This window comes from Enterovibrio makurazakiensis, assembly GCF_050336585.1.
Lineage (GTDB): Bacteria > Pseudomonadota > Gammaproteobacteria > Enterobacterales > Vibrionaceae > Enterovibrio > Enterovibrio gelatinilyticus.
Genome location: NZ_JAKJSE010000036.1, coordinates 1 through 13,678, shown reverse-complemented (window position 1 = coordinate 13,678; position 13,678 = coordinate 1). Strand labels below are relative to the sequence as shown.

The following is a 13,678-nucleotide window of genomic DNA, read 5'->3' as shown; positions in this document are numbered from 1 at the left end:
CGCTCTCTTACCCAGTTTTGGATAGTAATTTGGGCAGCCAATTTAGGCTGCCCAATCAGAACTTACAGTAGAGCAGGGATGCCGTACTGGCCTTCAAACATGCCGACTGCCAGCATAGCGACCAAACAGATAACCAATACACCAACAGGGATAACGATTTTATCCACGAAAGACAAACGCGCTGCGCGCTCTTTGTCGCCGATTAGGCCGTTGTTGTCTAGTAACATGGTTAGCGCCCATGCAAGTACAGGGTTAACAACCGCCGCACCGAAGATACAGATACCCGCTGCCTGTGAAGACTTGGAATCTTTAACCATCTGCATACCTGCTTCAAGTAGAGGTAGTGATACACCTACAAGCAGAGCAACGCGCATTACTGGTGGCCATACTGCAACGTCCATTGGGAAGCCCAGAATCGCAATAATCATCACCAATAGACCCAGAAGGATAGAGCCTGCAGGGATTGGACGTTTAGCAATCGCTGCTGGGATCATGTATGTACCCCAAGATGATGTGATGTTACCACCACCCACTGCTGTACCTACCATTTGACGAATAGAACACATGGTCATGGTGTCATCCACGTCCATCAGTACTCTTTCCGTTTTTTTCGGGTAGTTCAGTTCTTGGAAAATACGGTGACCGAGGAAGTCTGGCGACCACATAGCAACAGCCAAAATAGCGAATGGCAACGATGCAATGAAGTGTTGAGCGTTTGGCATGCCAAGCATCCAACCTTCAGAGGTAGAACCCCACCAGTAAACAGGGTTTAGGTTTGGTAAACCTGTCTCTGTAACAAACTGGATGTCAAAACCTGTACCAAGTGCAAGCGCAATAACCAGGCCTGTAAAGGCACAAACTGGGATAGCTAGCCAACGCTTGTTGTACTTTGCAAGAAGTGCGTAAAGCGCAATGGTCACGGCAAGAACGATTAGGCCGACATAGCCCATGCTACCCGCTTCAACCGTTGGCGATTGAATGCCAACTGCCCATTCTTGGATGGACGTGATTTGGCTTACGGTACCTGTTAAACCGAGGAATATCAGCAAGCCGCCAGCGGTACCTTCAGAGGTGAGGTTAACCAGCTTGGACCCCCCTTTAAGGAAGCTCAGAGCTAGACCAAAGACACCAATCAAAATTGCTAATGCAAGAGGGTGCGCACCGGCAAGAGCGATCGTGCCGATAAGTGGGATCATTGGACCATGGTTGCCCGCGAGGTTGGCGCGAGGGTTGATGAAACCCGATGCAAGAACACAGAACAGAAACGCTGGAATAAGCATTTCTACACGTGCAACTTCGATGGCGAACTCTTTACCTAGCTCGATGTGGTCCCATGCGGCAGTTAAGCCTTCAGCCCAAGACATCATTACTGCTGAGTACATCGCGATGATACCAATGGTACCAGCAAGCGCAGGAACAAGATCTTCTAGCTCGAAACGGAAGTCACGACCAGGAAGGTTTAACTTGTAGCGGCGTGGGTTCATGATTTGGAGTTCGTGGTCCAGGTATTCTGAACGAGTTTCGAACTCTGAAGCGGGACGGTGCTTAGCTTGATATTCGCTTTGCGCCTTATCACCGATTTGCTCTGATGGAGCTTGGATTGACATAAAGTCCTCTACGTACAAAAGCAAACAGAACTGACAAAGCCCTCTACTTTCTACGTGAATGTTAGGCACTGAGTAACGGGCCAAACCATATCAAGCTGAGAGCCAAAAATTCGTTACATGAATACTAACAAACCTCATGGTGGCAAACTTGATTTAGATCATTTTCGTGAAAATAAATTACACTTTAGATGTGCCAGAATTGGTCGTTTTCTGTTCTTGTGATGAATAATGCTGCTAAAAGTGCCATTTTAGCTGCGGAAATGAAATAAAATTACCAAAATAAGAGGAATTAGCGTGCTACAGGGAGGTCTGTTTAACCGTGTTTTACAGCGGACATTGAACTTCATCCAGCAAGAATGAATAGTTTTCGGATGCATGTCACGAATGCAAATCAATATGGTTTGTATGGACGTGGGTTTGTGGTGGAGGCGGTACAAAAACGCCCATATTGTGCAGTGACAAAATGGGCGCTGTTGGTGGCTTGAGGTTATGCGCTTGCGAGAGCTTTGGCTTTTTGCAATTTCAGGTAAGAGCCAATCAGTTTTTGATGCGCACCAAACTCGGTTAACGAGCTATTCGGCGCCGTTAAACCATAGAATCGGATATCGCCAGAAATGGACTGCCACACTGATTCCGTCACACTGTCACCATAGATAAAGCCAAATGCCTGACGGTATTCAACCGGATCACGATTCTCATCCTGAGCAAGCTCTAGACTCGCAATCAGGCAGCGCATGAACACGGTACGCTCTTGACTGTATATGGTTGCGTTGTAGTCCATGCTCCATGCGGCGAAGTCTTGTGCAGATTCCAAATCGCCCATTGCTAGTGCCAGAAGGCATTTCAGTTCACCAATGGTGAGTGACTTCCACACCGTGTTCGCGTCTGGAGCGATGCCCATCAGTTCACACACCATATAGCTGTCGTCAAAGTCTGCCATTTCAAGCACATCAAACAAGAACTCGACAGAATCATCGCTGTATTCAGAGGCGATCAGCATTGACATGGCGTCACGCAGATCTGTACCGCGGTTGTTATTGCACAGTTGAATTTCTTCAGGCGGATAAATCTCCGACCAACCCGGTACAATGACGCGGCAGCAATTCACATCAAGGTGGGTGTAATCGGCGATGTAGGCATCGGCATCTTCAGCATGCAGTTTACCTAGCAACCAATCGCACTCTTCTTGCGATGTGCCCTCGAAGTTCCAATCTGCAAATTCAATATCAGCGGTAGACTTGAACATGTCCCAAGATACTGTGCCTGATGAGTCAATGAAGTGGGTTTCGAGGTTGTGGTGATCCGCCACATCTTCATCGTGGAAAGACGGTGCTTCGAACACATCTAAGTCTTTCAAGCTGCGACCTTGAAGCAATTCCGTCACGGTACGCTCTAGTGCCACCTGAAAACGTGGGTGTGCGCCCCAAGAAGTAAAGCAGGTGCCGTTGTTTGGGTTAAACAGCGCCACACAAATCACAGGGTATTTTCCGCCCAGTGATGCGTCATACGCAACAACAGGGAAACCTTCGGCAATCAGTGCATCGATGGATGCTTGAACTGACGGGTAACGCGCCATCACCTCTGCAGGGATTTCAGGCATGCTAATGCGTTCAGCGATAATGCGGTTTTTGATTGCACGCTCGAACACTTCAGACAGTGCTTGGCTACGCGCTTCTGTTTGGGTGTTACCCGCTGACATGCCGTTCGACACATACAGGTTACCGATAACGTTCATCGGCACATAAACGGTTTGTTGGTCGCGCTGACGCTCAAAAGGTAGCGCACAAATACCACGCTCTTCGTTGCCCGACTGTAGATCGATAAGATCGCTGGCAGCTAGCGTGTCTTCAGGATCATAGAAGGCGGACATCGCGTCATCTAGCAAACCTTCTGGCAAGCTATCATCGTCAGTCAGCGGGAACCACTTTTCGTTTGGATAATGCACAAATGCCTCATTGGCAACGTCATCACCCAAGTAGAAATCGGCGTAAAAATAGTTACAAGACAAACGCTCAAAGTACTCACCTAACGCAGAAGCTAACGCGGCTTTCTTACTCGCCCCTTTGCCATTGGTGAAATTCATTGGCGCGTCGACGTCGCGGATATGAACTGACCAGACGTTGGGTACAGGGTTCAGCCAAGAAACAGGTTCAACATTGAATCCATGTGCAGAGAGTTTTTCCTCAAAGCGGTTAATGGATTCTTCCAGCGCTGCATCTTTACCAGGTATATAGGTTTTCATCGGATTCTCTGTCTCATAACGGAGGAGGGAGTATATACGTATACCCAAACAACCTGAAGGTGCTTGCGTTCCGAGGTTAAAGCCAAGTTACTTGGGGTGTACTGCAAAATATTGCTAATTATCCACAAAAAATAGACGCTCAGATAAGCAGCAGTTGTCTAAATTACGTTATAGTCGAGATATCAACCCGTTAATGGCTGAGGGATATGAAAGTAATTGGCGTCGGCATTCTTTTATTCAGTGTGATGTTTCCAGTTCAGGCCAGCGATCCTGATTTCTCCAAGCACCTGAATCGCATTGAAAAGCTATTGTCAGAAGAACAATTTCGCGAAGCGGCAGACCTTGCGAAAGCGATTGTTGCTGATAACGACGAACAAGAGGCATTGCATCAACGTCTATTGGGTTTCATCTATTTGCACGAAGGGAATTATCAACGCGCTTACACCGCTTACAGCAAGGCCATTCAATACCGCCAGTTACCGCCAAGTCTTCGTCAGGATACTTTGGGTGCACTTGTCTCTTTATCGATGAAGCAAGGAAGAGCCGATATGGCTGTGCTTCATGGGCTTACTTATTTGGAAGAGTTCCCGCCGTTCCAGCCCGTAGAGCAACTTTATGCTCGCGCACTTTTCACAGAAAAGGACTACAACCAAGCGCTCGTGCAAACCAATGCGATTATTGCTCGCTATGCGGATGTTCCGGAATTTGTCTGGCAGATAAAAGCACTGAGTGAGGAGCAACTTAAACAGCATCGTGCACTGATCAATACCACGCGTATCATCCAGCAAAAATTTGGTCATGCGTTACGCTGGCAGCAAAAACAAGCCATGGCCTACGCCCAACTCGGCGCGATACGACAAGCGCTGGCTATTTTGAAGGAAGAACAGAAAAAAGGGTCGGCATTAACAGACGCGGACTATCTGGATATGGCGCAATTTTCCAGCATGCTGGGGCAACCAGAGAAAGCCATGGCGTTTTTGGACCAGGGGATCAAAGACGAGGATTTACTGGCGAGTCGTGACTTATTAAAGCGTAAACTGCAGTACCACATGGAAGCCCAGCAGTGGTCAAAGGCTTGGGATGTGGCGTCAGCGCTGAACAAAGAGCCAGAGCTGTATCTACTCAAAGCCCAATGTCGTATTGCGTCTCGGCTTCAACGGTGGCCTGATGCCGTTGCCTTAGCACAACAAGCCATTGATTTAGGTGGTGGCGACGACACATTTTTCTGGGAAATACTGGGTTACAGCGCCATGAAGAGCGGTCAACTCTCTTTGGCGCGTTCTGCTTATGAAATGCTTCTTGAGCTTGACCCAGAGAGCGACGCGACTGTGTGGTTAAAAACGCTCGATTTGATGATGAATCAATAACGTACTAGAAATCGTCGATAGGCTCTAACGCCAATAACTGAATCAGTCTCGCCCTTTCTGTGTACCAAATAGGGGGCACATTGGGTGAACCATCCTTTAGCATTCGCCAGCCTTTGAACCGTGACGTGGTGAATTCAACCGTTTCAAACTTGTAGTAAAGAGGAATGGTTATCTGTTGTTTGGAAATGCGTAAATGAAGTTGATTGATGATTTCCTTTTGAGCGCTCTTATCTGATGTAAGTAAGTAGTCATCCAGTAATTTATCAATGCTTTCATCACGATAGCCATGCTGGGAAAAACGTGCGTCGTTTGGGGTTTGATATTGGCTATTAAATGCGGAATCTAGGTAACGGTACGGGGTGGGGCCAGAAAAATAGTTGGTGATACCCATGTCATAGCGACCACTGGACATCAAATCTGTGTAATTGCCAAAGGAGACGGCTTGGCTAACGACATGAATACCTGCCGCCGATAACATTTCAGCAGAGATATTCGCCGCAGACACGAAATCACTCCACCCTGATGGTGAAATCAAGCGCAAAGTGAGCGGCGCTCCGGACGGTAAATCGCGAAATCCATCCCCATCTTTGTCTTCTAAGCCCATCTCATCCAGTAAACGTGCTGCCGCCTTCGGGTGAAAGCGAATGTAGTATAGATGCTGCTCCGCAGCCGATGGTGTGATCCAATCTTTAAACCTAGGTTCTAACCCACTGGCAAATGCGGCTATTTCACCTTGGCCAAATACTGCAACGTCAATCAAGAGCTCCCGAGCGAGGCTCATGGAAACGGCTCGGCGAAATCTCACGTCTTGAATGACTTTTCGCGTTTCCGGATCGGGGTGGTCGAAGTTAAACAACAAGCTGACAATGGTTGATGGCTTGTAGTCATAACGATAGTCAGGAGAGTAAGACGCATAGTTGCGTTCAATATCTGGAATAAACGCGCTGGCCCAATCGAATTCCCCATTGCTTAAGCGGGAAATAAGTTCATCGTTGCTGCGAACTTGCGGATAGCGGATGCAGTCAACGTTTAATTCATCTTGCTGCCAATAGTATGGATTGCGGCACTGGACGATATTGTTGCTGCTAAATGCCTTAATGTGAGTAAAGGGGCCTGTACCAATGGGAGACGCATTGAGATAGAAGCGTTTATCTTTAATATCGCGCCACTGGTGAGCGGGAACAATAATGGCTTCTTGCAGTTGCAGTGCAATTTGTGCGTTCGGGTGAGTTAACGAGACGTACACCTCATTTTTGCCACGTTTTTCGACACGTTCGATCCACTTGCCAAGTGAATTGTAATCCAATTCGGGCTCTTTTTTGAGTAACGATAAACTGAACGTAACGTCGTCTGCTGAGAAAGGCGTGCCATCCGACCAGCGAATGCCTTCTCTCAGGTTGAGAGTAATGCCTTTGAGATCAGAAGATAAGGCATAGCTTTCTGCCAAGCGATAGTGAACCATATCGTCCTCAAACACCATCAATGGCTCGAAGATGAAATCTCGCGTTGTTGCCAGCTTATCCGTGCGAAAGGGGTTGTAGTTCTGCACAAACCCGTTCGATAACTCAGGAATAATGGAGAGTGTGTTGGTCGTCGTCATGCCTGCAAAAGAGACAAGCGCAAGACACAGTGTCAGCAAGCGGGGAAGCATAGTTCTCTCGACATTGAAATATAAGAATATTCTATCAAAACACACCCTACACTAACCTTTTTAAACCAGCAATGAAATCGATACCATGGCAAATTGGCGGTCTGTTTATTTATGCACTTTAAATGACTTATTTTTTACTGACTTAAAGGTTAACAAATTGTTGCTGTCGGAACTAATGGGTGTTATTTTCACAGAAACGAGCTTAAGTAGTGAATTGTGTTGTAGCACGGGTGAAAATGGCAAGATTGTCAATTGAACCATCGAGCTCGCCCTTTTGTTAGCGTTTCTCTATTACTCATTGATTAGTAGAGCATGTCAACATGGGAACCAAGCGCTACAGTGTTAAAAGCGACGTGCTAACAGAATGACAGGAGTCAAGCGCATGACGGAAGCAGTAGCGCTGCAAATCAAAGACCTACACAAAACGTTTGGTCAACATGAAGTATTAAAGGGAATTTCTCTGGATGCACATCGCGGTGATGTGATTTCAATTATTGGCTCCTCCGGCTCAGGTAAGAGTACGTTTCTTCGTTGTATCAATCTTCTTGAAACGCCAACCAGTGGTGAAATCTGGGTGAACGGCGAATTGATTGAAATGAAGAACGGTCGTGGCGGTGAAGCCGTTCCCGTCAGTGAAAAACAAGTTCAACGCATCCGTTCGCGATTAGCCATGGTTTTCCAAGGGTTCAACCTTTGGTCACACATGACGGTGATGGAGAATGTCATCGAAGCACCTATACATGTTTTAGGTGTGTCTAAAGCTGAAGCGATTGAACGCGCAGAAGCCTATTTACAGCGTGTCGGCCTTTATGAGCGTCGAGACTACTACCCCGGTCACCTTTCAGGTGGTCAACAACAGCGTGCCGCCATTGCGCGAGCGCTTGCTGTCGAGCCTGAAGCGCTCTTGTTTGATGAACCCACCTCTGCACTTGACCCTGAATTGGTCGGTGAAGTGCTCAATGTGATGAAAATCCTCGCGGAAGAAGGGCGTACTATGCTTGTGGTAACTCATGAGATGGCGTTTGCTCGCGACGTGTCTAATCACGTGATGTTTTTGCATCAAGGTCGAGTGGAAGAGCAGGGTGACCCTGAAAAGCTCTTTACTTCACCAGAGTCAGAACGTCTGAAACAGTTTATTTCTTCGATTTATTAGAGCTTCAATTTACTAACGCTCTTCAATTTATACACGCGTAGCTACGCATATTCGGCAGATGGAAAAGGAATGTTCGCCATCTGGTTCAAATATCCATAAGGAGACAGAAAGATGAAAAAATGGTTAGTTGCTGTAGCGGTAACTGCTGCACTTGGTGCGACAGCTGTTCAAGCAAAAGAATGGAAAGATGTGCGCATCGCTGTTGATGTACCTTATGAACCTTTCGAATATAAAGCACCTGATGGCACCTTGACGGGTTTCGAAGTGGATCTCGGTAATGCTGTGTGTGAAAACGCTAAGCTGAACTGTAGCTGGGTGGTTCAAGCATGGGACGGTATTATCCCAGGTCTGAAAGCACGCAAATATGACGTGATCTTCTCGTCTATGTCTATCACCGAAGAGCGTGCAAAGCAGGTTGCGTTTACGAAGCCTTACTACAACACGCCAAGCGGCTATTTTGCGCCAAAAGACTCAACCCTTAACCCTAATGACGTTGCTTCTCTCGAAGGCAAGCGTATCGGTGTTCAGCGCGGTACGATCCAAGACAACCACGCTACTGACACGTTCGGTAAAGTGGCAGAAATCAAGCGTTACACAACCGGTGATGACTTGGTGCTTGACCTACAAGGCGGTCGCCTTGATTTGGTTCTGATTGATTTCCCTGTGGGTGAAGCGGCGATTTTGGGTGCATCTGACGGTGCTAACTTCAAAACTGTTGGCGAAAACATCCAGCTGGGTGGCGGCGTTGGTGCAGCAATGCGCAAGCGTGACAAAGACCTACTTGCTATCTTCAACACCTCTTTGGATGAAGTGAAAGCAAACGGTACTTACGACGAGATCATGAACAAGTACTTCAAGTACGATATCAAAATGTAATTGCTCGTCATTGAGGGAGAGCGTTCCTTGTTGAATGCTCGCCCTCAAGTTCAAAGCAACACCCTGTATACCGTTAACGCACAGAGCTAACGATATACAGAGCGTTCCAAAGGGCGCCGGATATGCTCCCTTGCGACCGATGACAATCGAAGTCGGTTTTTTTACGTGCAGGAGGTAAAGGATGTTAGATCTGCATGGTTATGGCCCTTCCATTTTTATGGGCGCAATTCTTACCGTCGAACTGGCGGTGCTTTCAGCGGTGATCGCATTGCTGCTTGGCTTGGTCACAGCGATGGCCCGTTTATCCAATAATCGTATCGCACGTGGCGTGGCGACGGTGTATTCCACTGTGGTTCGCGGCGTGCCGGACTTAGTTCTGATGTTGCTGATCTTCTTCGGCGTTCAGATCATGCTCAACAACTTTTCTGATTGGCTCTATGACAGCTATGAAATCGACGTGTTCTTTAACGTTGATGAATTCACTGCGGGTGTGTCGACCATTGGTTTCATTTTCGGTGCGTACATGGCGGAAACCTTCCGCGGTGCATTCCTTGCAGTTGACCGTGGTCAGCTTGAAGCAGGAACCGCCTATGGTATGAGCAACTGGATGGTTTTCCGTCGCATCATGTTCCCGCAAATGATGCGCCACGCATTGCCAGGTATTGGTAACAACTGGTTGGTACTGGTTAAAACCACGGCACTGGTTTCTGTGATTGGATTAGCGGACATGACGCGTCTAGCAAAAGAAGCGGCAGGGGCGGTGAACGAACCGTTTAAATTCTTCATTCCAGTCGCGATGGTTTATTTGCTGATCACGTCTGTATCGGAGCTTGGCCTAAAGCGACTTGAACGTAAGTTCAGTGCTGGTGTGGTAAGAGGCTAGGGAGAGTCAGAATGTTAGAATCTATATACGCGTTTCTCGACCAGAATGAGATTTTCACTTCAACCACCATCCTTCACTATTGGAGTGGTTTGACGATGACAGTCCAGTTGGTGGTACTTTCCCTGTTTTTAGGCATGATTTTATCCGTGCCGTTAGCGGTCGCTAGAACCTCGAAAAACCCTTGGATTAACCGTCCAGTTTGGGTCTATGTGTACATCTTCCGTGGTACACCACTCCTTATTCAGTTGTATTTGATCTATTACGGTGTGGCGACAATAGAAGGCATTCAGCAGTCCATGTTTTGGGCTATCGTTGAAGACGCGTTCTACCCTTGCTTGATTGCGTTTGTGCTGAATACAGCTGCTTATACCACTGAGATTTTACGCGGTGCGATGATGGCAACGCCCCGTGGGGAAATCGAAGCAGGTGTGGCTTATGGTATGTCGCGTTTCACTATTTTGCGCCGCATTATCCTGCCATCGTCATTTCGTCGTGCATTGCCAGCTTACAGCAATGAGGTGATATTCATGCTGCATGCGAGTTCCATCGCTTCGGTTGTGACGATCATTGACCTGACAGGCGCAGCTCGAGACATCTACGCACGTTTCTATGCACCGTTTGATGCGTTCTTGTTTGTGGCGGCTATCTACCTATGCCTGACCTTCACCATTGTTTATGGTTTTAAGCGTTTAGAGCACCGCTGGCACAGACACCTAAGACCGTTGGAGAGTTAAGCGCAGGTTCTAGGATAAGAAATAGATCCTAGGACAAGAAATAGATCCTAGGGTCTAGGAAAAGCAGGTCCTAGGGAGAGCAGGTGCTTTCAAGCAAATAAAAAGAAACCGCCGAATATCGGCGTTTTTTTGTGGGCGTTGTAACCAAAAGCTCTTCCCTAGGATCTAGGATCTAGGATCTAGGACCTGCTCTTTCTAGGATCTTCTCTTCCGCTCTTACCCGAAGGTTGCCCAAATTGGCGCGTGATCTGATGGCTTCTCAATGCCACGCAGTTCGTAATCAATGCCAGTATCAACACACTTCGCCGCCAAGGGCGCTGTGGCTAAAACCACATCAATGCGCAGGCCACGGTTGTCGTCAAAGCCGCGTGAGCGGTAATCGAACCACGAGAACTTATCGTCAGCATCCGGGAATTGTTGGCGGAAGGTGTCTACAAAGCCCCAGTCCATCAACGTGGCGAGCATTTCTCGTTCTTCTGGTTGGAACGAGCACTTGCCCGTTTTTAGCCAGCGCTTGCGGTTGACGTCGCCGATACCAATATCAAGATCGATAGGGCTGATGTTGATGTCACCCATCACAATCACGTTTTGATCGTTCGTGTGCGCGTCATTGAGGTACGTCATTAAGTCTTTGTAGAATTTAATCTTTGCAGGGTACTTGGTTTCGTGGGCAATGTTTTCACCTTGCGGGAAGTAGCCATTCAATACCGTCACTTCGCTGCCATCTTCTTGCTTGAACGTCGCCATGATCATGCGGCGTTGAGCGTCTTCATCATCAGTAGGGAAGCCTTTTTGAACACTGACGGGTTCTTGTTTACATAACATAGCGACACCGTAGTGCGCTTTTTGACCGTGGTGATACACCTTGTAGCCCATGGCTTCTACGTCTGCGAGAGGAAACGCTTCGTCGTGTACTTTAATCTCTTGCAAGCCAATCACATCGGGCTGATGTTTTTCGATTAATGCTTGAAGCTGATGAAGGCGGGCGCGTAGGCCATTGATATTGAATGAGATGACTTTCATGTTGTTGTGCTTCTCTCTATCTGTGAAAACCGTCGAGCGTAGGCTTAGTGTACCTGATCTCAGTTCTGAATGGTTGCTTAAAGGCGCTCGATAAAAACCTCGGAAATGCCTTACAACGCAGAGTCTAATATTTACAACTATGCTGTAGTAAAACATTGTTATTGGCAATCAAGACGTTGTCTGAATTTCGCGAACAGTAGGAGAGCCTTTCATGAAAATGTACACGCTGATCAAAACGGCATTGGTGTCATCGGCTTTGGTTTTCTTGGTAGGGTGCAGCGAATATGGAGACTTCACAACCGAGCAAATATGCAAAGCGAGCGTTGCTGCTATTAAAGGGAAAAGTCCGACCATCATGACGACGGACAAAATCGTCAAAGATGCGGAGACCGAGCTCGATATCTTCTATATGTCTTACTCGCGCCCCGACGACGGAAACAAGTGGCATGTTCGCTGTAAAGTGGATAAAACTCGTGCTATTTGGTCGCAAAATGAAGGTAGATGGCGAGATCAAGCACAAGACCCTACCATTCGTTTTGCTATAGAAGACGATGAAATAGAAATTCAAGAAACCTATCCTGATGGCAGTGCGGCGCGAAATGTCACCTTCAATATCAGCATGCTAGGTGGTCGTTCTTAAGTGCGACCGTCTTAAGTGAAAAGTGACACAACGCACCGTGAACACAAATGTTCTGACAAAAGCCCTCTAGTACTGAGGGCTTTTTGTTTATCTGTTCAATTTTTTCGAATAAGTCTGCCAAAATCTTACTGCCGACTTTATCGCCGTGACTTTATACACTGAATCTATACCCAAACATCGAGCATCTTCAGGTTGTTTGGGTATAAATGCATTGAGGAGAGAGACAATGGGAAAATTAGTGGAAGGTGTCTGGCATGATGTTTGGTATGACACGAAAACATCGAACGGAAAGTTTGTGCGAGAAGATGCAGGTTTTCGTTCCTGGGTCACGCCAATGGGAGATGCTGGACAAACAGGAGAAGCAGGCTTCAAAGCCGAATCTGGTCGCTACCATCTTTATGTCTCACTGGCTTGTCCTTGGGCTCACCGCACACTGATTTTCAGGCAGCTTAAAGGGCTTGAGCAACATATTGACGTGTCTGTGGTCAGCCCTGACATGTTGGAAAGTGGGTGGCAATTTGATGAACCAGAAGCGCTGTATGGCTTTAACTTCATGCATCAGGTGTATACCAAGGCAAAATCTGATTACACCGGCCGTGTGACCGTACCAGTGCTTTGGGACAAGCAAACCCAAACCATTGTCAGCAATGAGTCGTCGGAAATCATCCGCATGTTTAACTCAGCGTTTAATGACATCACGGGAAATACTGAAGATTTCTACCCCGAAGCGCTTCGTCACACCATTGATGAATGGAACGACTATATCTACCCACACATTAACAACGGTGTGTATCGCAATGGTTTTGCGACCACTCAAGGCGCGTACGAAGAAGCGTTTGATAATCTGTTTGCGGCACTCGATAAGGTCGACGCCCATTTAGCGAGTCATCGCTATCTTGCTGGAGATAAAATCACAGAGGCAGATTGGCGTTTGTTCACCACGCTAGTGCGTTTCGACCCTGTCTATGTGGGGCATTTCAAATGTAACCGTCAGCAGATCGCGCAATATCGTCATTTGTTCGGTTACTTGAAAGAGCTATACCAAGTGGTGGGCGTTGCTGAAACCGTTGATATGTACCATATCAAGCGTCACTACTATTACAGTCACGCCAACATCAACCCAACTCGCGTTGTGCCAAAAGGGCCGGAACAAGATCTCTGGGCACCTCATGGCAGAGGAAGTGTTGGTCAGTAAAGGGTGTTAACGCCAGCGTTGACTGAAACGAAAAAAGCCAGCTCTGAGAGCTGGCTTTTTAAATGATGGTGGTGGGAGAAGGATTCGAACCTTCGAAGGCGGAGCCGTCAGATTTACAGTCTGATCCCTTTGGCCACTCGGGAATCCCACCACGAGTTTTTCTTTTTCTGTGTGCGTTGCGTTCTTAATGTTATCCATCAAGCCACAAAGCGAATGATGGTGGTGGGAGAAGGATTCGAACCTTCGAAGGCGGAGCCGTCAGATTTACAGTCTGATCCCTTTGGCCACTCGGGAATCCCACCACAAG

General features: G+C 47.4%; 11 protein-coding genes and 2 tRNA genes. 7 read left to right on the top strand and 6 right to left on the bottom strand.

Annotation, left to right across the window (positions count from 1 at the left end; genetic code table 11):
* Positions 1–62: 62 nt before the first annotated feature.
* Complete coding sequence (locus L4D06_RS22885) at positions 63–1,607, bottom strand: DUF3360 family protein (RefSeq protein ID WP_274165200.1); 1,545 nt, start codon at positions 1,605–1,607, stop codon at positions 63–65.
* 487 nt (positions 1,608–2,094) lie between these two features.
* Positions 2,095–3,849, bottom strand: a complete 1,755-nt coding sequence (ycaO, locus tag L4D06_RS22880; protein ID WP_274165199.1) for a 30S ribosomal protein S12 methylthiotransferase accessory factor YcaO — start codon at positions 3,847–3,849, stop codon at positions 2,095–2,097.
* 206 nt (positions 3,850–4,055) lie between these two features.
* Here ycaO and L4D06_RS22875 point away from each other — a divergent pair, with 206 nt between their 5' ends.
* Positions 4,056–5,216, top strand: a complete 1,161-nt coding sequence (locus L4D06_RS22875; RefSeq protein ID WP_429741596.1) for a tetratricopeptide repeat protein — start codon at positions 4,056–4,058, stop codon at positions 5,214–5,216.
* A gap of 4 nt (positions 5,217–5,220) precedes the next feature.
* Here L4D06_RS22875 and L4D06_RS22870 read toward each other — a convergent pair whose 3' ends face one another.
* Positions 5,221–6,867 (bottom strand): ABC transporter substrate-binding protein, encoded by a 1,647-nt coding sequence (locus L4D06_RS22870; RefSeq protein ID WP_429741594.1) that lies wholly within the window; start codon positions 6,865–6,867, stop codon positions 5,221–5,223.
* A gap of 382 nt (positions 6,868–7,249) precedes the next feature.
* On the opposite strand from L4D06_RS22870, the gene L4D06_RS22865 reads away from it, so the two are divergent.
* The 4 genes from L4D06_RS22865 (at position 7,250) to L4D06_RS22850 (ending at position 10,513) form a co-directional block, all read left to right on the top strand.
* Positions 7,250–8,020, top strand: coding sequence for an ABC transporter ATP-binding protein (locus L4D06_RS22865; RefSeq protein WP_274165196.1), 771 nt, complete (start codon positions 7,250–7,252; stop codon positions 8,018–8,020).
* Between the two features lie 111 nt (positions 8,021–8,131).
* Positions 8,132–8,896, top strand: a complete 765-nt coding sequence (locus L4D06_RS22860) for a transporter substrate-binding domain-containing protein (protein ID WP_274165195.1) — start codon at positions 8,132–8,134, stop codon at positions 8,894–8,896.
* A 181-nt stretch (positions 8,897–9,077) separates the two neighbouring features.
* Positions 9,078–9,779 carry an ABC transporter permease gene (locus tag L4D06_RS22855; protein ID WP_274165194.1) on the top strand — a complete coding sequence of 234 codons (702 nt, stop codon included), beginning with the start codon at positions 9,078–9,080 and terminating at the stop codon, positions 9,777–9,779.
* A gap of 11 nt (positions 9,780–9,790) precedes the next feature.
* Positions 9,791–10,513 carry an ABC transporter permease gene (locus tag L4D06_RS22850; RefSeq protein ID WP_274165193.1) on the top strand — a complete coding sequence of 241 codons (723 nt, stop codon included), beginning with the start codon at positions 9,791–9,793 and terminating at the stop codon, positions 10,511–10,513.
* 216 nt (positions 10,514–10,729) lie between these two features.
* On the opposite strand, the gene xthA is transcribed toward L4D06_RS22850, so the two are convergent.
* Positions 10,730–11,536 (bottom strand): exodeoxyribonuclease III, encoded by an 807-nt coding sequence (xthA, locus tag L4D06_RS22845; protein ID WP_429741591.1) that lies wholly within the window; start codon positions 11,534–11,536, stop codon positions 10,730–10,732.
* A gap of 211 nt (positions 11,537–11,747) precedes the next feature.
* On the opposite strand from xthA, the gene L4D06_RS22840 reads away from it, so the two are divergent.
* Both L4D06_RS22840 and L4D06_RS22835 read left to right on the top strand, forming a co-directional pair.
* On the top strand, positions 11,748–12,176 hold the full coding sequence (locus tag L4D06_RS22840) for a hypothetical protein (protein ID WP_429741589.1): 429 nt from the start codon (positions 11,748–11,750) through the stop codon (positions 12,174–12,176).
* Positions 12,177–12,402: 226 nt separating this feature from the next.
* Positions 12,403–13,371 carry a glutathione S-transferase family protein gene (locus L4D06_RS22835; protein WP_429741587.1) on the top strand — a complete coding sequence of 323 codons (969 nt, stop codon included), beginning with the start codon at positions 12,403–12,405 and terminating at the stop codon, positions 13,369–13,371.
* Positions 13,372–13,437: 66 nt separating this feature from the next.
* On the opposite strand, the gene L4D06_RS22830 is transcribed toward L4D06_RS22835, so the two are convergent.
* Together L4D06_RS22830 and L4D06_RS22825 are read right to left on the bottom strand one after the other, a co-directional pair.
* A tRNA-Tyr gene (locus tag L4D06_RS22830) sits at positions 13,438–13,522 on the bottom strand.
* 66 nt (positions 13,523–13,588) lie between these two features.
* Positions 13,589–13,673: transfer RNA gene (locus L4D06_RS22825), tRNA-Tyr, on the bottom strand.
* Positions 13,674–13,678 lie beyond the last annotated feature (5 nt).